We start from the raw sequence: 23,088 nt of genomic DNA, 5'->3' as shown, positions 1-23,088 counted from the left end.
ATTCACTCCGCAGGAACATGCTGGAGATTGGTCGGAGCGGCTTCCGCCCGGGGGGCGACTGCGCGGACCGTCATCCAGAGATTGTAGGCCATGAGCAGGGCACCGAGCAGGAACAGCCCGCCACCGAAGGCCCGGATCACGTAGTAGGGATGCATCGCGGCGACGGTCTCGACGAAGGAATATTCAAGGAAGCCGAGGCTCGTATAGGCGCGCCACATCAGGCCCTGCATGATGCCGGAAACCCACATCGCGCTGATGTAGAAGACGATGCCGATGGTGGAGATCCAGAAGTGCCATTCGACCAGCCGGTTCGAATAGAGCCGCTCGCGCTTCCAGAGCCACGGCACAAGGCAGTAGATGGCACCGAAAGACACATAGCCGACCCAGCCCAGCGCACCGGAATGCACATGGCCGATGGTCCAGTCGGTGTAGTGGCTGAGCGAGTTGACCGCCTTGATCGACATGAGCGGGCCTTCGAAGGTGCTCATCCCGTAGAAGGCCACCGAGACGACCATCATGCGCAGGACAGGGTCGGTGCGGAGTTTGTCCCATGCACCGGACAGGGTCATGAGGCCGTTGATCATGCCGCCCCAGGAGGGCATCCAGAGCATGATCGAGAAGGTCATGCCAAGGGTCTGGGCCCAATCCGGCAGCGCCGTATAGTGCAGGTGATGCGGGCCGGCCCAGATATAGAGGAAGATCAGCGCCCAGAAATGGATGATGGAGAGCCGGTAGGAATAGACCGGCCGCTCGGCGCGCTTCGGGATGAAGTAGTACATGATGGCGAGGAAGCCGGCGGTCAGGAAGAAACCGACCGCGTTATGGCCGTACCACCACTGGAACATGGCATCCTGGATGCCGGACCAGAGGATGTAGCTCTTCGGGCTGGTCAGCGAGACCGGGATCGTCGCGTTGTTGCCGAGATGGAGCACGGCGATGGTCACGATGAAGCCGAGATAGAACCAGTTCGCCACATAGATATGCGGCTCCTTCCGACGCCAGATCGTGGCGAGGAACACGAGCAGATAGACCACCCACACCACGGTCAGGAAGAGGTCGGCATACCATTCGGGCTCGGCATATTCCTTGCCCTGGGTGATCCCCAGCAGGTAGCCCGTCCCAGCGACAACGATGAAGAGATTGTAGCCGAGCACAACAAACCAGGGCGAGAGCACCCCGGCGAGCCGGGCATGGCAGGTGCGCTGGACGACATAGAAGGACGTGCCGAGCAGGACGTTGCCGCCGAAGGCGAAGATCACCGCGGAGGTATGGAGTGGCCGCAGACGCCCGAAATTCGTCCAGGGCAGGTCGAAATTCAGCGCCGGGAAGGCCAGCTGCAGGGCGATGACCAGCCCCACCGTGAAGCCGGCAATCCCCCAGAACATGGCGGCGATGGTCGCGAAGCGGACGGGACCGTCGTTGTAGTTCGGCCGGCCGTTGATCTCGAGCGGCTCATGCCGGGTTTCCCCTCGCGCGGCCCAGTTGACGATAGCGTAGAAGCCCAGCCCGCAGGCCAGGGCCATCACCACCATATGAAAGGCATAGCCTGAATGGTCGGTCAGACCGGCGATGATGAGGAACAGGACCCCGAAGGCGGCGCAGAGGCCGGCCCCGATCGTCTCGTTCCCCCGCATCGAGAAATGCTGTGCGGCTGCCATGACGGATTACCCCCAGTAACGACAATAAGGGTCCGGATGCCATGCCTGTCCGGCGCCCGCATTGATCTTTGTCAAGCCGGGGCAGAAAGGGATGTCGGGGTCCTGGAGGAGGATTCGAAGAAATCCCGGACAGCATCAAGGATCCGGGCCGGATCGGCGAGAAGAGCCGGGGGGCGCAGCACGAAGGCCATACCCGCGGCGGAATGCCGCACGACGGCGATGGCGCAATTGGCGCGGTTATAGACCGCCACCAACCGCGCACCGGCTTCCTTGTCGAGCACCGTCCGCACCGACTTTCGCCATTCCGCGAGGGAAAGACCGGGATTATGCATAAGCGCAAGCGAATATGTGTCGCGCAGTTCACGGGTGCCGAGGCGACGACAGGAATAGGCGGGAAGGTGAGTCATGGTACCCTTCCCGCGTTAATGGTTTCATACGCAACGAATGGCTGAGCACCTGCACATTGACGATGCAGGTCCCAGTGAATAGACAGGATGAGGTGCGGAAACTGACCGGTTCGAGGAGCGTGATGGAAGCCCATCTGCCCACAAATCCCGGGCCCATTGCCAGCCTGACGCCGTGTGGCGGTGGTCAATGTGCCTCGGTCTGCGCGGAATGCCGGGTCAGGCTCTATGCCGTCTGTGCTGCGCTTGACCGTGACGAGATCAACGAACTCGAGCGCATTACCCAGCACATCGCGCTGCCGGCCAAGACCGCCCTGTTCCATGCGGGCGATGCCGCGACGTCGGTCTACACGGTTACGTCCGGTACGCTGCGCCTGCAGCGCGACCTCGCCGATGGCCGGCGCCAGGTGATCGGCTTTGCCATTCCCGGTGACTTTATCGGCCTTGCGATGGACGATCATTTCGGCTTCTCGGCCGATAGCCTGACCCAGGTAAATCTGTGCCGGTTCGACCGGCAGGCCTTCGCGCGGCTGGCGCATGAGAAGCATGGCCTGATGGGCCGCCTGCATGATTTCGCCTCGCATGAACTCGGCCTCGCGCAGGAACACATGGTGGTGCTCGGCCGCCGCCGCGCCGAGGAGCGCGTTGCGGCGTTCCTGCTGCGCTGGCGGGAGCGCATGGCGCGCCTGACGGGCGCCTCGGCCACGCTGGCGCTGCCGATGGGGCGGCAGGATATTGCGGACCATCTCGGCCTGACCATCGAGACGGTCAGCCGCACGCTGGCACGCTGGATGCGCGAGAAGGTCATCCTCGACGTGCCGGACGGGATCCGCATCCTCGATCAGGCCCGGCTTGAGGAAACGCTGGCCGGCTGAAGGCCGGCTTTCCGGGGGAAACTCCGCCGCGTCCGGCGTCTGTGGTCTGAACCGATCCATACCGACGCCTCCCTGCTTTGGGTCCACGAGCGCCTTTACCCTGCTTGCCGCGGCCCGATCTCACCATGATCTGGATCAAAGGGCCAACCGCCCGGGAAATCCCCGGGCTTCGCCGTGCCCGACATTGCCGGCGGCGGCCAGCACGTGACATCATCGCTGCCGGCAGGTCGGGAGGGCAGGATGAGCCAGGATGTTTCGCTTTTCGGGCAGGTTGACGGCCGGGCGGTGCAGCAAATCACGCTGAGGAACGGCGCCGGTGCCGAAGCGAAAATCCTGAGCTGGGGCGCTGTCGTCCGCGATCTCGTCGTGCCGCATGCCGGCAAGAGGCAGCGCGTGGTGCTGGGGCTGAACTCGCTCGAGGATTACATCGCCCATTCACCCCATTTCGGCGCGATTGCCGGGCGCTATGCCAACCGCATCGCGCGCGGACAGTTCACGCTGGATGGGGTCACCTACCAGTTGCCGCTCAACCAGGAGGGGAAGCATTCGCTCCATGGCGGCGGGCAGGGCTTCGGAAAGCAGCCCTGGACCCTGCTCCATGCCGATGCGGCGAGCTGCACGCTGGGCCTTGTCTCACCCGATGGTGAGGCCGGCTATCCCGGCACGGTGCAGGTTTCCTGCCGCTACACGCTCACCGAGGGCAACGCCCTGCGGGTGGAGCTCTCGGCCTTCACCGACAGCCCGACCATCCTCAATCTCTGCCATCACAGCTATTTCAACCTTGATGGCGGGGCGGATATCCTCGATCACAGCCTCGCCGTTCGGGCCAATGTGATGACCCCGGTCGATGAGGACCTGATCCCCGATGGCTCGCTGGCGCCGGTTTCCGGCACGCCGTTCGATTTCCGGACACCGCGACCGATCCGCTTCGCGGGGGCCGATGGCGCCCGGTTCTGGTACGACCACAATTTCGTGCTGAGGCGGGAACGGCGCATGAAGGATGCCTCCGGCCTCGAGATCGCCCATGCCGCGACGCTGGCCAGCGCAACATCCGGCCTTTCCATGGAGGTCTGGACCTCGGAGCCCTGCCTGCAGGTCTATGACGGGTTCAAGGTGAATGTGCCGGTTCCGGGGCTCGATGGCGCGCGCTATGGCGCCAGTGCCGGGATCTGCCTCGAGCCACAGCACGCGCCAGACAGCCCCAACCTGCCGCATCTGCCCGGCACGGTGCTCAGGCCCGGGGAGCTTTACCGGCAGGTGACGGAGTATCGGTTCGGGAGTGGGAGATGAGCGGTAACCCTTGGCTCAACATCGACAGAGACGCGCAAACGCTGGGGTCGAAGACGGGACCACTGACGGATGGCCAGTATTTTGGAGCGACTTGGCCGAATTGGTTTTCCATCAAGGAGGCCAGCGCTGCCGGGTTACTCGCCCTCATGCAAGGAATCAGCGAAGAATTTTATTGTGCCGGCTGGGATGCATCGACGGAGTTCGAACTGTGGAATGCCCAGACGGGCCATAGGTTTGGCAGGGGCCAGCTCTCGGAACGCGAAGCTCTTCTGCTTCGAGAACTCTCTCTTGCTTGCGATGGCTGGTGGATGTGGGATGATGAGGAGCGCTTTGTTTTCGTGAAGCGAGCCAAATTTCAGAAACTTTACGATGCGTGGAAGGCTGGACGGACGCGGTAACTGGAGAGTGGACTGGATCGTTTTGTCGGCGTACCAGCCGCCTCTCCATAATGGAACCTACCCCTTCACGCCGCCGCTCGTCAGCCCGCTGACCACGCGCTCCTGGAAGATCGCGATGACGATGCAGATCGGCACGATGGCGACGATCAGCGCCGCCGAGATGATCGGCCAGGGGAACGAGAATTCGCCCTGATAGAGCGTGATGCCGACCGGCAGGGTGCGGCTCGCCACGCGGGGCGAGAGCGTCAGCGCGAGCAGGAATTCGTCCCAGGAATTGACGAAGGCGAGGATGCCGGCGGTGAAGACGCCGGGCGCGGTGAGCGGGATCACAACATGCCAGAGTGCGCCGAGCCGCGTGCAGCCATCGATCATCGCCGCGTTTTCGAGATCGCGCGGGATATCCTGGAAGAACGAGATCAGCACCAGCGTGCAGACCGGCATGGAGAGCACAGCATGCGGGAAGATCAGCGCCCACCAGGTGTTGAGAAGGCCGAGATCGCGCATCACCTGGAAGAGCGGCACCATCATCGAGATGAGCGGGAACATCGCGATTGCGAGCAGCACCGAGAGGATGACGCCCGCGCCCGGCAGGCGCAGCCGGACAAGCGCATAGGCCGCGAGGGCCGAGCAGGTCACGCAAAGCAGGGTCGAGAGCACCGCCACGACCACCGAGTTGAACAGGAAGCGCAGGATCGGCTGGTCGACGAAGACGCGGATATAGTTCTCGATGGTCGGCGCCTGCGGAATGATGGTGATCGGCACGCGCATCAGCTCCACCTCGGTCTTGAACGAGGTAAAGAGGATCCAGAGCGCGGGAAAGAAGCCGTTCGCCGCCACGATCAGGCCGGCAAGGATGATCATCGCCCGACGGTTCTTGAGGACTTGCAAGTTAGTGCCTCCCCGGATCGCATGGCCGGACGCAAAACCGGAAACCACTTTTGCTGGCCATGCTCAGTGCCTCCCCGGATCGCATGGCCGGACGCAAAACCGGAACCCACTTTTGCTGGCCATGCTCAGTGCCTCCCCGGATCGCGGCGGGTATGCCGGAGATAGACCGAGGTGATCACAGCCGAGACGATGAACATCAGCACGGCCAAAGCGGAGCCATAGCCGAGATCGAGGAAATCGACGGTGGTCTTGTGGATATACATGGCCAGCGTCTCGGTGGAATTGCCCGGCCCGCCATTGGTCATCGCATAGGGGATATCGAAGGTCTGGATGGCCGTGATGGTGCGGAAGATCAGCGCCACGAAAATCGCTGGGCGCAGCATGGGCAGGGTTATCTCGCGGAATTGCTGCCATTTCGTCGCGCCGTCGACTTCCGCCGCTTCGTAGAAGCTCTTCGGGATGGTCTGCAGCCCCGCGAGCAGCACGAGCGCGACGAAGCTCGAGGATTTCCAGATGATCGCGAGGCAGATCGCAAAGAAGGCAAGGCCTGGCGAGGTCAGCCAATTCAGCGGCTCGAGGCCGAGACCGCGCAGCATCGCATTGGCGATGCCCTGATTGTACTCGAAGAACCAGCGGAAGATCAGGCCGGCAAAGACCAGCGGCAGCGCCCAGGGCAGGAGCAAGCCGAGGCGCACCGGCCATTTCACGCTGAAGGGCTGGTTGGCCAGCAGGGCGAGGCCCAGCCCGATCACAACAGCGCCGGGCACGGTGACGAGAACGTAAAGCACGGTGTGGAGCACCGCCTCGTGGAAACGGTCATCGCCGAGGGCCTTCACGTAGTTCTCGAACCCCACGAAGGGCGTGCCCATCCAGGGCTGGGCGAGATGGTTGAAATGGAACGAGTTCCGGATGAGCTCGACGATCGGGTAGAGCACCACTGCCGCCAGCAGCAGGAAAGCGGGGGCCAGCATGGCAAAGCCAAGCCGGCGCTCCGATTTTTCCAGCGGCGTCAGGCGGTGGCGGATCGTGTCGCTCATCTGCACCTTACCGGAAGATCGCGCCGAGGCGATTCGTCATGTCGCCCAGCGCCTGATCGGCGGTCTTGGTGCCAGCCAGGAAGGCATTCATGTTGGTCCGCATGATTTCGGAGACTTCTGTGTAACGCGGCGTCACCGGGCGCGAGCGGGCCGACTGGACCACCGGCAGGGCCTGCTCGAACCAGGGATTGGCCTTCAGTACGTCGGCATCGGTATAGACGCCCGGGAAGACCGGGAGATGCGAGGCAAGGATGGCCTGCTGCTTCGCCACTTCCGGCGAGGACAGATAGCGCGCGAGCTTCGCCGCCTCGGCCTTGTTCTTCGAAAAGGCCGAGACCGCGACCTGCCAGCCGCCGATGCAGGTGGCCTGCCTGTCGGCCGTGAAGCCGGGCAGCGGCACGACACCGATCTTGCCCTTCACGGTCGAGTCCGCGTCGTTCTGCAGGCGGTTCCAGACGTAGCCCCAGCTCATGCCGAAGATCAGGTTGCCGGCCTGCATGTTCTGGCGGATGCGGTCTGTCGGGATTTCCGCGAGGTTGGGCGGCGTGACGTTCGCCGCCTTGAGATCGGCCCAGAGCTCGAAGGGCTTCTTCGCGGCGGCCCCGGCGAGATTGAGCTTGCCACCCTTCAGCATGTCTTCGCCCGAACCCCAGAGCGGAACGAGATAGGTGCAGACGGTGCCCTCGATCGGGGCGCCGGCCGTCTCGAAGCCGCGGAGATTGGCATTGCCCTCGGCCGCCATGATCTTCCGGGCGGCAGCCTTCAGCTCATCCCAGGTTTTCGGCGGCTGGAGGCCATGCTTTTCCAGCAGGTCCTTGCGGTAATAGAGGAACTGGGCATCGGCGAAATAGGGCAGCGCGATGACCTTGCCATTGACGATATTCGCCGCCCGGTAAGCCGGGAGATAGCGCGCCATGATCGCGTCCTTCTCGGCACCGAGATAGGCATCGAGCGGTTCGGCCCATTGCGCGGCCGCCCATTGCGCCGGGCGGATGACATCGATGAGGATCAGGTCGAGCGCGGAATCCTTCGAGGCCAGCACGGTATTGAGATATTGCTGCTGCTGTTCGGAGGTGGCACCGCCGACCTCGACCTCGACCTTCACGTTCGGATTGGCCTTCATGTAGCCGTCAACGATCTGGCGCATCACATCGGGGCGCTGCTGGCCGCCGGTGAAGATGCGCAGCGTCGTCTGGGCCTGGGCATAGGCGGCGCCGGCCAAAGCGAGGCCGGCAGCCAGGCCCAGCCGTGCGGCCATGCGGCGGGTGAAGCGTGATGTCATGGTTTCCTCCCGTTTGTTGTTGTCAGACGATCGCCAGTCCGGTTTCCGGATCGAAGAGATGTGCCTGGTCGAGATCGAGCCCGAGTGCCACCTCGCCACCGGCCCGGAGGGGCGCGGAAGGCGGGAAACGTCCGGTCATTTCCACGGCCCCGACCTGCATCAGCGCAAGGGTATCGGAGCCGAGCGGCTCGACGATGACAGTCCGGGCCGGCACGCCTTCCGCCCCGGCAAGGCGCAGATGTTCGGCCCGCAGACCGAGCAGCACGTCGCGGCCGCGCGCCCGGGCGAAAGAGGCTGGCGCTGCAACGGACGCTCCGCCTGCCAGCGTGATCGTGGTGGCATCCGGGACGATCTTCGCCGGCACGATATTCATCGCCGGCGACCCGATGAAGCGCGCAACGAAGGTCGATCGTGGCTGGCGGTAGACCTCGTCCGGCGTGGCGAATTGCTCGACATGGCCAGCCTTGAGAATGGCGATCCGGTCTGCAAGCGTCATTGCCTCGACCTGGTCATGCGTGACGTAGATGATCGTCGTGCCGAAACGCTGGTGCAGTTTCTTGATCTCGACCCGCATCTCGGCCCGGAGCTGGGCATCGAGATTGGACAGGGGCTCGTCGAACAGGAAGACCTTGGGATCGCGCACGATCGCCCGGCCCATCGCCACGCGCTGGCGCTGGCCGCCGGAGAGCTGGCCGGGCTTGCGATCGAGCAGATGGGTGATCTGCAGGATCTCGGCCGCTTCGTTGACCTTCCTCGCGATAGTCGCGGCATCGACGCCGCGCATGCGAAGGCCGAATCCAACATTCTCCGCCACTGTGCGATGCGGATAGAGCGCGTAATCCTGGAAAACCATGGCAATGTCACGGTCGCGCGGGGGCAGGTCATTCACCACCCTGTCGCCGATGCGGATCGTGCCGCCGGTCACGCTTTCGAGACCGGCAATCATGCGAAGAAGCGTGGATTTGCCACAGCCCGACGGGCCAACCAGCACGACGAACTCGCCATCGCGGACCGAGAGGTCAATGCCATGGATGACCGGCACCGATCCATAGGCCTTCACAACCTGGGCGATCTCGATCCCGGCCACGGCGTGTCCCCTCCCGCTTCCTTGAGCGTGTGGGTGAACCCGGAGGCCAATCGCGGGCAGTCCCAACCGCCTGGGTGGAAGCTCTCTCTTGTCTTATAACTTATATAAGACTAATCGTTCTTGGCAATCCAGCTTTCGCGTCGCCAGCCCGAAAGGCGGGCCTGAAGGCGCGAAACCCCGATCTGTCCGGAGGAATCGGCCTGATGAAAGCGCTCAGTGCAGGGAAATTGCGCGGTCTTCGCCGCATGGCGGATGCCACCGGCCGGTTCAAGATGACCGCCGTCGACCAGCGCCCGCCGATCGTCAATCCGATCGCTACAGCGCATGGCGGAACCGCGCCTTGGGAGGCAGTGGCGCGGTTCAAGACGCTGCTGGTCGAGCGCCTGCAGATCGAATCGACCGCGATGCTGCTCGACCCGAACTATGCCTATCCGATGGCCGAGACGGTGCTCGATCCGCGGAAGGGCCTGATCATGACGCTGGAGGATTCCGCCTTCCGCGAGACGGCGGAGGGGCGGCTCTCGTCAGAGATCAACGGCTGGTCTGTCACCAAGATCCGCCGGATGGGCGCGGATGCCGTCAAGGTGCTGGCCTGGTACCGGCCCGACGCGCCGGCGGCGGTCAATGACCATCAGAAGGCCTTTACACGCCGCGTCGGCGAGGCCTGCAAGCAGCACGATATTCCCTTCCTGTTCGAACTTCTGGTCTATCCGCTGCCGGGCGAGAAGAACCAGACCACGCAATATATCGAGATGGCCGACAAGAAGAGCGCGCTGGTTCTCGAAAGCGTGGCGGAATTCGCCAAGCCCGAATACGGCGTCGATGTCTTCAAGCTCGAAAGCCCGGTGCCGGCACGCGATTGCGACGGTTCCGCATCGGTCCAGGCCCTGTTCGACGAGATGGGCCGGCTGTGCGGCCGCCCCTGGGTGATGCTCTCCGCCGGGGCCGGGATGACCGAGTTCACAGCCGTTCTGGACCATGCCTATCGTGCCGGCGCATCCGGCTATCTTGCCGGCAGGGCCATCTGGTCGGAGGCCTTCAAGGCCTATCCGGACTGGGCGGCGATCGAGGCGGGTCTTGCAGGGCGCGCGGTGGACTATATGCGCGAGATCAACGCGTTGACCGATGCCCGGGCCGCGCCATGGTGGACCGGCTGGGGCGGAGCCTGTCTTGCCGATGCCACCGAGAATTTCCGCCACGCCTATCCGGAATCCTGACCCGATGAAGCCCGTTCTGGTTCTTCCGCTTGCACGACCGACCTTCGACGTTCCCTTCGCCGAAAGCTACGCCGCCGCTGCTTTCGCCAGGCTTGATGCCGCCGGCTTCCCGACTTGCGGGCCCCGCTCGCTGCTGTTCGATGCGGCGGCCGCGCGCGCGGCGATGGCCGGCATCGACCCGGCCGCTCTGGGCGGCATCCTGCTGCTGCAGATCACCTTCACCGATGCCTCGATGACGGTGGAAATCGCGCGGGCCTTCCCGGGGCTCCCCCTCGCCCTCTGGGCCTTCCCGGAACCGCGGGCGGGCGGGCGGCTGCGGCTCAATTCCTATTGCGGCCTGAACCTTGCCGCCCATGCTCTGGGACGGGCGGAGATCCCGCATGGCTGGCTGTTCGCCGCACCGGAAGCCCCCGATCTCGCGGAAACAATCCGGGTCGCGCTGACTGCAACCGCCCTCCCGGCCTTGCCCCTGCGGCCGGCGCACGCCGATGCTGCCCCGGATGCCGCTGTCGTGGCGATCGACGCTGCCCTCCGCAACCGGCGGATCGGGCTGGTCGGCGAACATCCCGCCGGGTTCGATACCTGCCGCTACGATGCGGACCGTGTGGCGGGCCTGCTGGTCGGTGGCGGCGTGACGCCGCTTCCGCTGGGCGACCTGTTCGAACGGGCCCGCGCCGCCGATGCCGATACAACGGCGCATGATCTTGCCGAGGCCCGGCAGGCCTATGCCGGCACCGAGTCGGTGGATCAGGGCCAGCTCGAGAAATCGCTGCGCCTGCTCGAGGGCCTGCGGGGGCTGAAGGCGGAGCACACTCTCGATGCCTTAGCCGTCCGCTGCTGGCCGGAGACCTTCACCGAATATGGCTGCGCCATTTGCGGGCCGATGGGTATCCTGACCGAGGCCGGGACGCCCTGCGCCTGCGAAGCCGACGTGATGGGCGCGGTGACAACGCTGCTGGTCAATGCCGCGTCAGGGCAGACCGGCTGGCTGGTCGATATCGTGGATATGGACGAAGCCAGCGATACCGGCGTGTTCTGGCATTGTGGCTCGGCGCCGCTTTCCATGCGTGATCCGGAATGCCCGGCCCGGGCGCAGATCCATTCCAACCGGAAGATGCCGCTGCTGGCGGAATTCACGCTTAAGCCGGGCCGGATCACGATGGCGCGGCTCACCCAGGCGCGAAACGGGCTGGCTCTGGCGCTCGGCACCGGCGAGGTGATCCGGGCGCCGATGAGTTTCACCGGCACGAGCGCGGTGGTGCGCTTCGATGGCGGGGCGAAGCAGGCCGGCTCGCGCCTGATCGGCGCTATGCTGGAGCACCATGTCGCTTTCGCCTATGGCGATTTTCGCGGGGCGCTCGAAGCCTGGGCGGCGACACGCGGCCTTCCCGTGATCGACCTCACCCCCGAGAGGGCAGCGCCATGAGCGCGCAGCCTCTGCGCTATGGCCTGATCGGCGCGGGCATGATGGGCCGGGAGCATATCCGAAATCTCGGCCTGATCCCCGGATCCGAGCTTGTCGCCATCGCCGATCCGAGCGCCGAACAGGTCGCGCTGTCGATTGCAGAGGCCGGGCGGCATCTGGGGCAGAGCCCGCGCGGCCATGCCACACCTGAAGCGATGCTTGCGGCTGATCCCCTCGATTGCGTGGTCATTGCAAGCCCGAACGATACCCATATCGCCGTGCTGGAAACGGTTCTGCGGCACCGCCCGGGGCTGGGCATCCTTGTCGAGAAACCGGTCGTGACGCGGCTGGCGGATTGCGGACGGCTTGAGGCGATGGCGACAGGCCATCCGCGCCCGATCTGGGTGGCGATGGAATATCGCTACATGCCGCCGGTTGCGGAATTGCGCCGTGCCGTCTCGGCCGGCGAGATCGGCACCTTGCGGATGTTCGCCATCCGCGAGCATCGTTTTCCCTTCCTCGAGAAGGTCGGCGACTGGAACCGCTTTTCCGAACGGACCGGCGGGACCCTGGTCGAGAAATGCTGCCATTTCTTCGACCTGATGCGGCTGGTGGTCGGGTCGGAGCCGGTGCGGGTCTATGCTTCCGGGGCCGCCGATGTGAACCATCGCGACGAACGCTATGACGGCCGGGTGCCCGACATTCTCGACAATGCCTTCGTCATCGTCGATTTCGCCAATGGCTGCCGGGCGAGCCTCGATCTCTGCATGTTTGCGGAGGGCAGCTGGTTCCAGGAAGAAATCGCCGCCACCGGCGACGCCGCGAAGATCGAGGTGTTCATTCCCGGGCCGGCGCGGTTCTGGCCCGGCGGAGCCGAGCGGGACAGCGAGGTAGTGGTCTCGCCACGGGTGCCGAAGGGCCCTGTCCGGCGGAAGGTGCACGTGGACGAGGCGATCCTGAAGGCGGGTGACCATCACGGCTCGACCTATTTCCAGCATCTCGGCTTCCGAGCGGCGATGCTGGAAAACGGCCCGGTCGACGTGACCCTCGCCGACGGGCTGCAGGCGGTGCGGATCGGGCTTGCGGCCGAGGAAAGCGCCCGGACAGGCCAGAGCATCCGGCTCGACGCGTTCGGTTGAGCTCTCAGGTCGCGAGGCAGTCGAGCACAACCTTGGGCGCGCGCACCGTGCCCTCGTCAATGCCCCGGAAGGCGGCGGCGCCCTCGGCCAGCGGGCGCAGCTCGAACCAGTGCAAGGCGCCCAGCTGCCCGGAGGCCAGTGCTGCAACGGTCTGCACGAAATCGACAGGCGTGTAGCAATAGGTGCCGGTCAGGGTGACTTCCTGCAGCGTGATCTTGCGGATATCCAGCCCCTCGGTGCCGGGCAGCAGCCCGGCATGGACGATCACCCCGCCCGGGCGGATCATGGCGCTGGCGGCCTGCCGTGTGGCCACCGCGCCGACGGCATCGATGACAAGATCGACCGAATCCGCCGCCGGAGCCCCGGCGCTGCCGGGCGCATGGACCGTGAAGCCTTCCTCGTCGCGGATCAGGCCAGCCCGCAAGGGGTTTGACTCGGCGATCCGGATGTCCTTCGCGCCGAAATGCCGCGCGACAATCGCCGAGGCCAGACCGATGGCGCCGCCACCCAGGACGACGACCCGACAGGATGCCAGAGGCTGGTGGAGCTTCTCCATGCCGAGCCGTACGGCATGCCAGGCGACGGCAACCGGCTCCGCCAGGGCGGCATGGGCAATGGGCATCGAGTCCGGGATCGCCACGACATTGCGCTCGGGGATGCGGACGAATTCGGCAAAGGCGCCCGGGCGCGGCGGCATCGAGATGATCTGACGCGTTGGCGAGAGATGCCAGCGCCCCTCGATTGCATAGGGGCAGGCGGGATCGACGACGAGCGGGTTGATGGTCACGCGTTCGCCATCCCTTGGGCCGCCGGTGATCCGGCCCGCTGCCTCATGCCCGAGGATGAGCGGCGGCGGCCGTCGGCTGTCATGGCCGTGATAGGCATGCATGTCCGAACCGCAAATGCCGACGGCCTCGACCCGGACCAGCACCTCGCCCGGCAGCGGCACCGGATCGGGCTCGTCGCGGTAGGTGACGCTGTTCGGGCCGAGATAGACAAGCGCTTTCATCACCCTGTCCTATTTTGCGGTGAACCCGCCATCCACGGCAAGCGTCTGGCCCGTCACATAGGCGGAGGCGTCCGAGGCGAGGAAGACGGTCACGCCGTGCAGATCTTCCAGCTGGCCGTTGCGGCCGATGGCTGTCTGCGCAGCGTTGCGGGCCGAACGCTCGGGATCGGCAAAGACCGGAGCCGTCAGGGGCGTCGGGAAGAAGCCGGGTGCAATGGCATTGCAGGTCACGCCATGGCGCGACCATTCCTCCGCGATGGCGCGGGTGAGCTGGACCACGCCGCCTTTCCCGGCGCCATAGGGCGCGGAATTCGGGAAGGCGCGGTAGCTCTGCAGCGAGGCAATGTTGAGGATCCTCCCCCAGCCTTTCGCCGCCATGGCCGGAGCGAGGGCCTGCGTCAGCAGGAAGGGCGCGCGCAGATGCAGCGCCATGTGGAGGTCGAAGGCTTCCGCCGTCACCTCCGGAAAGGGCTGCCGCAGATTCACGCCGGCTGCATTGACGAGAATGTCAGGCTCGCAATCGAAGAGCTTCAGCTGATCGAGGACGATGGACGCACAGTCGGGCGCGGCAAGATCGACCAGAATGCCCCGGGCGAAAATGCCCTCCCGGGTCAGATCCGCAATCGCGCTGGCAGTTTCCTCCTGCCGGCGCGCGGCCAGCACGATTTCGGCCCCGGCCAGGCCGAGCGCGCGCGCCATGGCGAGGCCGATGCCGCTGTTGCCACCCGTAACCAGCGCCGTCCGGCCGGTCAGATCGAACAGGGCGCCAAGGCGAAACGCCATTCAGGCCTCCACCGGCCGGCCGAGATCGGCATTGTTGCCGGGCGCATATTTCGCCATCCGGACATCGCTCGTCCGGGCATGGGCCTCCATGCCCTCCAGTCGCGAGATCCGGGCCGAGACCGGGGCCAGGGCCTGGCAGGCTTCCCGGTTCATCCGTTGCCAGGTCAGCGGCTTGAGGAATTTATGGACCGACAGGCCGGCGGAATACCGCGCGGCAAATTTGGTCGGTAGAATGTGGTTCGGGCCGGAAACCTTGTCCCCGAAGGCGACATTGGTTTCCTCGCCGAGGAACAGCGAGCCGTAATTGGTCAGGCTGGCATGCCACCAGTCGAGATCGGTGCAATGCACTTCCAGATGCTCGCAGGCATAGGCATCCGAGATGGCGACCATCTCCTCCCGCGTATCGCAGAGGACCACCTCGCCGTAATCGCGCCAGGCCGCGCCGGCGGCATCGCGCGCGGTGGGCGGCAGGGCCTCGATCAGCTCCGGCATCAGCGCCATGACCGCATCCGCCACGCGGCGGGAACTGGTGATCAGCCAGGCCGGGCTTTCGTGGCCATGCTCGGCCTGGCCGACGAGATCGGTCGCGACGATCAGCGGATCGGCGCTGTCATCGGCGATCACCGCCACTTCCGAGGGGCCGGCGAAGACATCGATCCCGACCTTGCCGAAGAGCATGCGCTTGGCTTCGGCCACGAACTTGTTGCCAGGGCCGACGATGATATCCGCCGGTTTGCCGGTGAAGAGGCCGAAGGTCATGGCCGCGATGGCCTGCACGCCGCCGAGGCACATGATCACGTCGGCACCGGCCACCGTCATCGCATAGAGGACATAGGGGTGGATGCCCGTGCCCTTGTAGGGTGCGGAACAGGCAACCACCGTCTTCACACCCGCCGCCTTCGCCGTGGCGACCGACATGTAGGCCGAGGCGATATGCGCGTAGCGCCCGGTCGGCACATAGCAGCCGGCCGTATTTACCGGCACGAGCTTCTGTCCGAGTGTAAGGCCGGGTGACAGCTCGACCGAGAAATCGCGGCAGGAATCCCGCTGGGCTTCGGCGAAGCGCCGGACCTGCCCGGCAGCGAGGCGGATATCCTCCTTCACGCCATCCGGGACATCGCGGATGCGCTCGGCGATCATCGCCTGGTCCATGACGACGGGGCCGTCCCATTTGTCGAGCGAGAGCGCATAGTCGCGCACGGCCTGCTCGCCGCCCGCCTGGATGCGGGCCAGCATCTCGGTAACGACCGTGCGAGCGGAATCCGTCTCGGTCTCGGGGGTCTTGGTGGCCTTCTTCAGGTAGGTGATCGCCATGGGGGTCGGATCTCTCGCGCGAGGGAGACGAGGCGCGAGCCGTAAAGGCCCGCGCCCGGTTCGGATTATTTCTTGTCGAATTCGGTCGCGAAGGCGCGGAGCTTCGGATCCGCCGCAACGCGCTTCATGAAGTCATCGGTGATGTAGCCCTTCGGTTCCGGATTGGCCGGAATCGTGCCGACATCGGTGATGAACTTGCCGATCTCACCGAACCAGCCATCGACCGTCGAGGCGCCGGCACCCCGGGCAAGGATCTTGAGCTGCTCGTCGAGGCCGAAAACAGGACGCAGGGCAAATTCCTGGTCCATCGCGCGCGGGGTCACTTCAAGCCCGCCCTGCTTGTAGAAGTCGAGCGCGAGAGCGCGGGCCTCGGCCGGGTTCGCCTTGGCCCAGGACCAGCCGCGCAGGAAGACCGCGAGGAACTTTGCGACATCATCCGGACGTTCCTTGGCGAAATCCGCCCGGACGATCAGCGCACCCGGGACGATCGCGCCGGCATCGGCACCCGAGCAGAGATATTTCGCATTGGCGCGGTCTTCGAGCGTGTAGGTGTTGGGCGCCCAGACGCCGGCAAAATCGCCGTTGTTGGACGTCAGCGCCGTGATGATCTGGGCCTGGCCGAGATTGACGAACTGCATGTCATTCGCAGCCAGCCCCATCTTCACGAGGCATTTGCGGGCGGCGTAATCCACCGTCGAGTTGGTGGTCAGCAGCAGGCGCTGGCCCTTCAGCGAGGCTGGGTTGGCTTTCACAGCATCGAACTTGTCGCCGCGGACCATCATCGCATTGGTCTTGGATTCGTCGTTGGTGATGCCGATGGTCAGGATGTTGAAACGCACGGCGCCAAGAACCGCCGGCACCGAACCGGTGCCGCCGACATCCCAGGATTTCGACGGTGCAGCCGCGATCTGCGGGGCGCCGGCCGGGAAAGTGGTGAAGTTCGGGGTGAGACCGACATCTTTCCACCAACCCTTCACATTGGCGTAGTGGAAGGGCAGCGCCCAGTAGAGCGAGGGCTGGTAGCTGACGCCGATCGGCGTCTGCGCCGATACAGAAAGCGGGGTGGTCGCCGAAAGGGCCGTGGCGAGGGCGAGGCTGGCCAGAATGCGTTTCATATCGTTTCTCCCTTGTGGACTCTTTGGTGTCAGGCCGGCTGGCGCGGCTTCGCGCCAGACGTTGGTGTTGCCCCGTCCCGGGCGACGGTTTCGATCGATTCCCGGACGATGGCGGCAATCAGGTCACATTCGTCATCGGTCAGACTCAGCGGCGTGCGAATGTCGCAGAGCCCTGCGAGGACATCATGGGTGCGCGAGAGGGCGCCCTGGTCTCCGGCATAGCGCCAATGACGCGGCGCGCTGGTGAAGCCGACCTGGCTCCCGGCGCCGAACCATTTGACGGGAACGCCGCGGGCCTTGGCGAGGGAGAGGAAGGTCTCGACGCGTTCCGGCGGCAGGCCGAGGACGGAGAATTGTACCGAGGTGGCCGAGAAATCCTGCGGCCCGCCCCGCTCCGGCACCTTGAGATGCTGGCTGCGGCGCAAGCCTGCAGCAATGCGGTCATGGATGGCGTTCCAGCGGGCAGCGCGTGCGGGAAGCTCCGCCAGTTGCGGACGCAGCATGGCCGCGGCCAGCGCGCTCATCCGCAGGCTGAAATTCGGGATATCCTCGGCAACAGCCTCGAGCGCGGCTGGTCCGGGCGAACTGAGATGCTGGCCATGCAGCATGTAACTGCCGGAATGGAGGATCGCCTTTGCCGCCATATCCTCGTCGTCGAGCACGAGGAAACCGCCCTCGCCGGCATTAAGATGCTTGTAGGTCTGGGCACTGAAGGCCGCCGCCGCGCCAAAGGTGCCGATGGTCCGGCCCTTCCAGCGGGCACAGAGCGAATGGGCACAATCCTCGACGACCTGCAGGCCACATTCCGCGGCCGCCGCCATGACAGCGTCCATATCCGCGAGATGGCCGCGCATATGCGAGAGCAGCAGAACCCGCGCGCCGGACGAAGCGGCCTTCCGGCGGAGATCCTCGGGATCGATCACGTAATCGGGCCCGATCTCGACGATGACCGGCCGCGCCGCGGCATGGAGGATCGCGCCCGGCACCGGGGCCAAAGTGAAGCCGTTGACGAGAACCGGGTCGCCCGGCTGGACGCCCAGCACCTTGAGGGCGAGAAACAGCGCCCCGCCACCGGAATTCACCGCCACGCAGAAGCGGCGGCCCAGGAACGCGGCAAATTCGCGTTCGAGCAGCGAGACATCGAGCTGGTCGGCGCCCATCTCGCCATAGCGGAAGAGCCGGCCGGAGCGCATGAGTTCCACTGCACGGGCAATGCCGGCCTCGGGGATCGGCGTCGGCTCGGTCAGGTCTCGCGTGAGGCGGGCAGGCTCAGACATCCTTGAACCCCTTTTCCTCGCGCAGCGATTTCCAGATATGCGTGCGCAGATGGACGAAGGATTCGAGATCCATCACATCCTCGATCCGGGCATGGCTGTCCCAGTTCTCGCGCTCGCGGACGGCCTTTATGTCGAGCACTTCCTTGATGCGGCCCGGTCGGCGCGTCATGATCGCCACACGGTCCGCCAGATAGACGGCCTCCTCGACGGCATGGGTGATGAAGAGCACCGTGCGTGGATTGTGCCGGGCCAGCCGGACGAGTTCCTCCTGCATCACCACCCGCGTCTGGGCATCGAGCGCACCGAAGGGCTCGTCCATCAGCAGCACTTCCGGATCCAGCACATAGGCACGGGCAATCGCCACGCGCTGTTGCATCCCTCCGGAGAGCTGATGCGGGAAGGCCTCGACATGGGTCTCGAGGTTCATCAGCTTCAGCGCACTGGCGACGAGATCGTTGCGCTCGCCGACGGGCAGGTTCTTGTTGCGGAGGCCGAGCTCGATGTTCTCGCGCACGGTCTTCCAGGGAAACAGCGCGAATTGCTGGAACACCACCGCACGGTCCGGCCCGGGCGCAGTAACCGGCCGGCCATTGACCAGCACCGAACCGGCGCTGGCCGCCTCGAACCCGGCGACCATGCGCAGGCAGGTCGTCTTGCCGCAGCCGGACGGGCCGACAATGGCGACGAATTCCTTGTCGGCAATGTCAAGATTGATGTCGTCAAGCGCCTTCACCCCGCCCGTGCCCTGGCCGAAGACCTTGTCGACATTCCGGAAGCTGATCGAGCCCATGGCCGTTCCCTTACGATTCCAGTCCGCGCCTGCGGCGCAGCCAGCCTTCGCCCTGACGCAGCAGGACATCGATCAGCATGCCGACCAACCCGATGGCGATCATCCCGGCCATGACCGTGGGCGTCTGGACCGAGCCCTGCGCCTGAACCATCATGAAGCCCACGCCAGCGGCGGCGACGATGAGTTCGGCGCCGACCAGGCTCTGCCATCCGAGGCCCGCCGAGACACGGAGGCCGGCAATGATTGACGGAACGGCTGCCGGCAGCAGGACTTCGAGGATCATCCGCGTGGAGGGTGTCCCGAGCATGCGTGCCGCCTCGATCAGGCGGGGCTCGACGAAGCGCGCGCCGCGATAGGCATTGATCAGGCAGGGCGGGAAGGCGCCGGCGAAGATGATCATGATCGGCCCGCCGATCCCCGTGCCGAACCAGAGCGCCGCGAACGGCACCCAGGCAATCGGCGCGATGAAGCGAAGCCCGTCGAAGAGCGGAGTCACAATGTCATCCAGCAGGCGGAAGAAGCCCATCAGCAGGCCGAGCGGCACCCCGATCGCCGCCGCAAGCAGCACGCCATAGGCATAACGCTGGAAACTCGAGGCGAGATGGGCCGGCAGGGTCGCTCCGGCGAAGGGCGCGGTCAGCAGGTCGAAGAACCGCGACGCGACATCGAGCGGGCCGGGCAGGAACTGCGCGGGAACGATGCCGGAGACCGAGAGGAAACTCCAGAGGCCGATGAAGCTGGCAAGGCCTGCAAGGCCCAGCAGCATGGTTTCGCGAAAGCCGAGAGAGGGGGATGTCATGGTCAATCCCTCGCTGCCACGTTCCAGGCAAGGGCCCGCCGCTCGACCCGCGCGAGGAGCAGCGTCGTCACCCAACCGAGAATGCCGACTGTGACCATCCCAACGAGGATCATGCCGGGATAGATGTCCTGCTGCGCCATGTTCAGCACGAAGCCGACGCCGACCAGTGCGCCGACGAGTTCCGCCGCCACCAGCGTGGTCCAGCTCGCCTGAAGCGAAAGGCGCAGACCGGTGAAGATCATCGGCAGGGAGGCCGGGAGGATCACCTCGCGCACCATGCGCCAGCGCGGCGTGCCGAGCATGCGGGCGGCCTCGAGGATCGGCTTGTCGATATTGCGCACCCCGGTGAAGGCATTGATCACCGAGGGCACGAAGGCGGAGAACCAGATCACGAGGATCTTCGCCGCATCGCCGAGGCCAAGCCACAGGATGGCGAGCGGGATCCAGGCCAGCGGCGGGATCGGCCGGATAATCAGGAAGACCGGATTGACGAAAGCCTCGACGCGGCGACTCCAGCCCATCCAGAGGCCGAGCGGCACGCCCGTCAGCACCGCGACGGCGAAGCCCATCAGCACGAGTTTCAGGCTGTGGAATGCGTGGCTAACGAGGGTCGAGCCGGCATAGCCACGCCCGTTGATCTGCTTGAGCGAGAGCCAGAATTCAGCCGGAGAGGGAAAGCGCGCGCTGGTGACAAGCCCGGTCAAGGTGGTCAGCCCGAACCACAGCATCACAAGACCGATCACGGTCATGCCGCCGATAAGTGTCTTGCGACTGGCCACGGGTGCCATGCAGCGCGACCTCCCCGATTGTTCTGCGCTCTTCTTTTGAAAGCGCTTTCATCCAGAGTGATCGGACCGGCATTGCGAGTCAACGGGTGTTGAGGATGAAAGTTTTTTCAGCCGCCATTGCCTCGACTGGCGCGACGGGATATCGCACGCCTGCTGAAAGTTCTTTCATGGGGTGCGATGGCCAGGAACCGGATCCGACTGAGCGAGGTCGCGCGCGAAGCTGGTGTTTCGCCGGCCACGGTCTCGCGTGCGATCAGCCAGCCGGACCTCCTCTCGCCGGAGACACTGGCGCGCGTGCGTCGGGCGGCCGATCATCTCGGCTATCGCCCCGATGCCGCCGCGCGGGCTCTGGCTTCCGGGCGCTCGATGACGATCGGCGCGGTGATGCCGACCCTGGACAATGCCATCTTCTCCAAGGCCCTGCAGGCCATGCAGGCCCAGCTGGCCGAGGATGGCTACCAGTTGCTGGTCGCCTCGCATGATTACAGCAAGGCCGCCGAGGCCGAATGCATCCGTACGCTTCTGGCGCGCGGTGTCGACGGGCTGATCCTGGTCGGCGCGGAGCGGATTGCCGAAGCCGCACAGCTGCTTGCGCAATCCGGCCTTCCGGTGGTGATGACCTGGTGCGCGCCGGACGGGGCGCCTTCGGTGCTGGTCGACAACGAATATGCCGGCCTGCTGGCGACCCGCCATCTGATCGCGCTCGGCCATCGCCGGATCGGCGTGATCACCGGCGCCACGCGCTTCAATGACCGCCAGCGCGGGCGCTATCGCGGCGTCCGCCGCGCGCTGGAGGAAGCCGGCCTGACCCTGCCGCCGGCGCTGGCCTGCGAGCAGGCGACCACATTGGCCGGCGGGCGGATGGGCTGCGCCCAACTGCTCGACCTCGCCGAGCCCCCGACGGCGATTGTCGGCGGGATCGATCTCATCGCCATCGGCTGCATGGTCGAGGCGCAGGCCCGGGGCCTTGCGATTCCGGCGGATCTATCGGTGGCCGGCATCGACGATCTCGACATGTCCGCGCATGTCTCGCCCTCGCTGACGACCGTGCATGTCCCGACAGCGCGGATCGGCACCGAAGCAGCACGGATGATGGTCGCCATCCTGCGGGACGAGCCCGGCCCGACCACGCTGACCCTGCCGGTCGACCTGATCGTCCGGCGTTCCACGGGGCCTGCGCTGACCCGGGGATAAGGGCGCGAGTGAAAGGGCCGCAAGCAGCCTCTGATGATCACTCGTACGAAAGAATGAAATGGCGCACCCGGCAGGATTCGAACCTGCGACCTTTGGATTCGGAATCCAACACTCTATCCAGCTGAGCTACGGGTGCGTGCAGACCCCGTTTAGCGGATGATTCCGGGCTCTGCAACGGAGCTTTCCGCACCGAGGCGATTTTCCCTGCCATGCGCATCGCCGCTGCCGGAGAAGGCCTCCGGAAGCGGCGGCAGACGGAGCTTACAGCCCTTCAAAGAGCAGGCTGGAAATGTAGCGCTCGGCGAAAGACGGCACGATGAAGACGATGTTCTTGCCGGCATTTTCCGGCCGGCGGGCGAGTTCAAGCGCTGCAGCCGTGGCTGCGCCGGAGGAAATGCCGCCGGGAATCGCCTCGATCCGCGCGAGCTGGCGGGCAGTGGCGATGGCGGTGGCACTGTCGATACGGACGATTTCGTCGATCACCGCGCGGTCGAGGATCTCGGGGACGAAGCCAGCCCCGATGCCCTGGATCTTGTGCGATCCGGGTTCGCCGCCCGACAGGACCGGGCTCTCGACCGGCTCGACCGCCACCACCCTGAGGCCGGGGCGGCGCGGCTTGAGAACCTGGCCAACGCCGGTGATCGTGCCGCCGGTGCCGACACCGGCAACGAAGAAATCGATCTCGCCGCCCATGTCGTTCCAGATTTCCTCGGCCGTGGTGTTGCGATGGACGAGCGGGTTGGCGGGGTTGCGGAATTGCTGCGGGATGACCGCGTTCGGCGTTTCCGCGACGATTTCCTCGGCCTTGGCTATCGCGCCCTTCATGCCCTTGCCTGGCTCGGTCACCACGAGTTCGGCGCCGAGATAGGCGAGCATCTTGCGGCGCTCGATCGACATGGATTCCGGCATCGTCAGGATCAGGCGGTAGCCCTTGGCGGCTGCGACGAAAGCGAGCGCGATGCCGGTATTGCCGGAGGTCGGCTCGACCAGGACGGTCTTGCCGGGGGCGATGCGGCCTTCCGCCTCGGCGACCTCGATCATCGAGAGGCCGATCCTGTCCTTGACCGAGGCGAGCGGATTGAAGAATTCGAGCTTGGCGAAGAGATTGGCCTTCACGCCTTCCGCGCGGGCGAGACGATCAAGCCGGACGACGGGTGTATCGCCGATCGTCTCGGTAATCGACGAATAGACGCGGCCGCGACCCGGCTTGCGGGCCTTGCCGGTTTCGGGTTTCGACTGGACACTCATGGAGGCGCCTTCAGGGTTGGTGCGTTTCACCTGAAGCTAGGCCCTGCCTGAGGGGGAAACAAGTTCTTCCGCCTTGCCATTTCAAGGGCGA

22 protein-coding genes and 1 tRNA gene are annotated in these 23,088 nt (G+C 65.4%); 7 read left to right on the top strand and 16 right to left on the bottom strand.

What is annotated here, in order from left to right; translation table 11 throughout:
* Positions 1-2: 2 nt before the first annotated feature.
* Complete coding sequence (gene ccoN, locus P0652_RS14180) at positions 3-1,658, bottom strand: cytochrome-c oxidase, cbb3-type subunit I (RefSeq protein ID WP_284179474.1); 1,656 nt, start codon at positions 1,656-1,658, stop codon at positions 3-5.
* A 71-nt stretch (positions 1,659-1,729) separates the two neighbouring features.
* Positions 1,730-2,065, bottom strand: a complete 336-nt coding sequence (locus tag P0652_RS14175; protein ID WP_284179473.1) for a hypothetical protein — start codon at positions 2,063-2,065, stop codon at positions 1,730-1,732.
* 122 nt (positions 2,066-2,187) lie between these two features.
* Between P0652_RS14175 and P0652_RS14170 the strand changes: the two genes are divergently transcribed.
* The 3 genes from P0652_RS14170 (at position 2,188) to P0652_RS14160 (ending at position 4,625) form a co-directional block, all read left to right on the top strand.
* A complete protein-coding gene (locus P0652_RS14170; RefSeq protein WP_502947534.1) occupies positions 2,188-2,937 on the top strand; it encodes a Crp/Fnr family transcriptional regulator in 750 nt (249 codons plus the stop codon).
* A 240-nt stretch (positions 2,938-3,177) separates the two neighbouring features.
* Positions 3,178-4,227, top strand: coding sequence for an aldose epimerase family protein (locus P0652_RS14165; RefSeq protein WP_284179471.1), 1,050 nt, complete (start codon positions 3,178-3,180; stop codon positions 4,225-4,227).
* Complete coding sequence (locus P0652_RS14160; RefSeq protein ID WP_284179470.1) at positions 4,224-4,625, top strand: hypothetical protein; 402 nt, start codon at positions 4,224-4,226, stop codon at positions 4,623-4,625. Before P0652_RS14165 ends, P0652_RS14160 begins: the two co-directional genes overlap by 4 nt.
* Before the next feature lie 57 nt (positions 4,626-4,682).
* Here P0652_RS14160 and P0652_RS14155 read toward each other — a convergent pair whose 3' ends face one another.
* The 4 genes from P0652_RS14155 to P0652_RS14140 all read right to left on the bottom strand — a co-directional run bounded on the left by P0652_RS14155 (position 4,683) and on the right by P0652_RS14140 (position 8,919).
* On the bottom strand, positions 4,683-5,486 hold the full coding sequence (locus P0652_RS14155) for a carbohydrate ABC transporter permease (protein WP_284179562.1): 804 nt from the start codon (positions 5,484-5,486) through the stop codon (positions 4,683-4,685).
* A 152-nt stretch (positions 5,487-5,638) separates the two neighbouring features.
* On the bottom strand, positions 5,639-6,550 hold the full coding sequence (locus tag P0652_RS14150) for a carbohydrate ABC transporter permease (protein WP_284179469.1): 912 nt from the start codon (positions 6,548-6,550) through the stop codon (positions 5,639-5,641).
* A gap of 7 nt (positions 6,551-6,557) precedes the next feature.
* Positions 6,558-7,832 (bottom strand): ABC transporter substrate-binding protein, encoded by a 1,275-nt coding sequence (locus P0652_RS14145; RefSeq protein WP_284179468.1) that lies wholly within the window; start codon positions 7,830-7,832, stop codon positions 6,558-6,560.
* 22 nt (positions 7,833-7,854) lie between these two features.
* Positions 7,855-8,919, bottom strand: coding sequence for an ABC transporter ATP-binding protein (locus P0652_RS14140; protein ID WP_284179467.1), 1,065 nt, complete (start codon positions 8,917-8,919; stop codon positions 7,855-7,857).
* A 203-nt stretch (positions 8,920-9,122) separates the two neighbouring features.
* Here P0652_RS14140 and P0652_RS14135 point away from each other — a divergent pair, with 203 nt between their 5' ends.
* Genes P0652_RS14135 through P0652_RS14125 form a run of 3 tightly spaced genes read left to right on the top strand, consistent with a single transcriptional unit; the run spans position 9,123 to position 12,680 of the window.
* Positions 9,123-10,136 carry a tagatose 1,6-diphosphate aldolase gene (locus tag P0652_RS14135; RefSeq protein ID WP_284179466.1) on the top strand — a complete coding sequence of 338 codons (1,014 nt, stop codon included), beginning with the start codon at positions 9,123-9,125 and terminating at the stop codon, positions 10,134-10,136.
* Positions 10,137-10,140: 4 nt separating this feature from the next.
* Complete coding sequence (locus P0652_RS14130; protein WP_284179465.1) at positions 10,141-11,562, top strand: hypothetical protein; 1,422 nt, start codon at positions 10,141-10,143, stop codon at positions 11,560-11,562.
* Entirely contained in the window at positions 11,559-12,680 is a 1,122-nt protein-coding gene (locus P0652_RS14125; RefSeq protein ID WP_284179464.1) for a Gfo/Idh/MocA family protein, read from the top strand. Before P0652_RS14130 ends, P0652_RS14125 begins: the two co-directional genes overlap by 4 nt.
* A 4-nt stretch (positions 12,681-12,684) precedes the next feature.
* Here the strand turns inward: P0652_RS14125 and P0652_RS14120 are convergent, their stop codons facing one another.
* The 8 genes from P0652_RS14120 to P0652_RS14085 all read right to left on the bottom strand — a co-directional run bounded on the left by P0652_RS14120 (position 12,685) and on the right by P0652_RS14085 (position 20,555).
* On the bottom strand, positions 12,685-13,689 hold the full coding sequence (locus P0652_RS14120) for a zinc-dependent alcohol dehydrogenase (RefSeq protein ID WP_284179463.1): 1,005 nt from the start codon (positions 13,687-13,689) through the stop codon (positions 12,685-12,687).
* 9 nt (positions 13,690-13,698) lie between these two features.
* Entirely contained in the window at positions 13,699-14,472 is a 774-nt protein-coding gene (locus P0652_RS14115) for an SDR family NAD(P)-dependent oxidoreductase (protein WP_284179462.1), read from the bottom strand.
* Positions 14,473-15,786: a sulfopropanediol 3-dehydrogenase gene (gene hpsN, locus P0652_RS14110; RefSeq protein WP_284179461.1), complete on the bottom strand. Its 1,314-nt coding sequence runs from the start codon at positions 15,784-15,786 to the stop codon at positions 14,473-14,475.
* A 65-nt stretch (positions 15,787-15,851) separates the two neighbouring features.
* Positions 15,852-16,901, bottom strand: a complete 1,050-nt coding sequence (locus P0652_RS14105; RefSeq protein ID WP_284179460.1) for an ABC transporter substrate-binding protein — start codon at positions 16,899-16,901, stop codon at positions 15,852-15,854.
* 29 nt (positions 16,902-16,930) lie between these two features.
* On the bottom strand, positions 16,931-18,178 hold the full coding sequence (locus tag P0652_RS14100; RefSeq protein ID WP_284179459.1) for a DegT/DnrJ/EryC1/StrS family aminotransferase: 1,248 nt from the start codon (positions 18,176-18,178) through the stop codon (positions 16,931-16,933).
* Positions 18,171-18,968: an ABC transporter ATP-binding protein gene (locus P0652_RS14095; protein ID WP_284179458.1), complete on the bottom strand. Its 798-nt coding sequence runs from the start codon at positions 18,966-18,968 to the stop codon at positions 18,171-18,173. Before P0652_RS14095 ends, P0652_RS14100 begins: the two co-directional genes overlap by 8 nt.
* Positions 18,969-18,978: 10 nt before the next feature.
* Positions 18,979-19,767: an ABC transporter permease gene (locus P0652_RS14090; RefSeq protein ID WP_284179457.1), complete on the bottom strand. Its 789-nt coding sequence runs from the start codon at positions 19,765-19,767 to the stop codon at positions 18,979-18,981.
* Between the two features lie 2 nt (positions 19,768-19,769).
* Positions 19,770-20,555: an ABC transporter permease gene (locus P0652_RS14085; RefSeq protein ID WP_284179456.1), complete on the bottom strand. Its 786-nt coding sequence runs from the start codon at positions 20,553-20,555 to the stop codon at positions 19,770-19,772.
* 177 nt (positions 20,556-20,732) lie between these two features.
* Here P0652_RS14085 and P0652_RS14080 point away from each other — a divergent pair, with 177 nt between their 5' ends.
* Positions 20,733-21,749, top strand: coding sequence for a LacI family DNA-binding transcriptional regulator (locus P0652_RS14080; protein ID WP_284179455.1), 1,017 nt, complete (start codon positions 20,733-20,735; stop codon positions 21,747-21,749).
* A 59-nt stretch (positions 21,750-21,808) separates the two neighbouring features.
* Here P0652_RS14080 and P0652_RS14075 read toward each other — a convergent pair.
* Positions 21,809-21,885, bottom strand: a tRNA-Arg gene (locus tag P0652_RS14075).
* Between the two features lie 125 nt (positions 21,886-22,010).
* The gene (gene cysK, locus P0652_RS14070; protein ID WP_284179454.1) at positions 22,011-22,997 is read right to left on the bottom strand and encodes a cysteine synthase A; all 987 of its coding nucleotides are present in this window, start codon (positions 22,995-22,997) and stop codon (positions 22,011-22,013) included.
* Positions 22,998-23,088 lie beyond the last annotated feature (91 nt).

The sequence above is a fragment of the Rhabdaerophilum sp. SD176 genome (genome assembly GCF_030143245.1).
Lineage (GTDB): Bacteria > Pseudomonadota > Alphaproteobacteria > Rhizobiales > Beijerinckiaceae > Rhabdaerophilum.
This window is presented reverse-complemented; position numbering and strand designations above follow the sequence as displayed.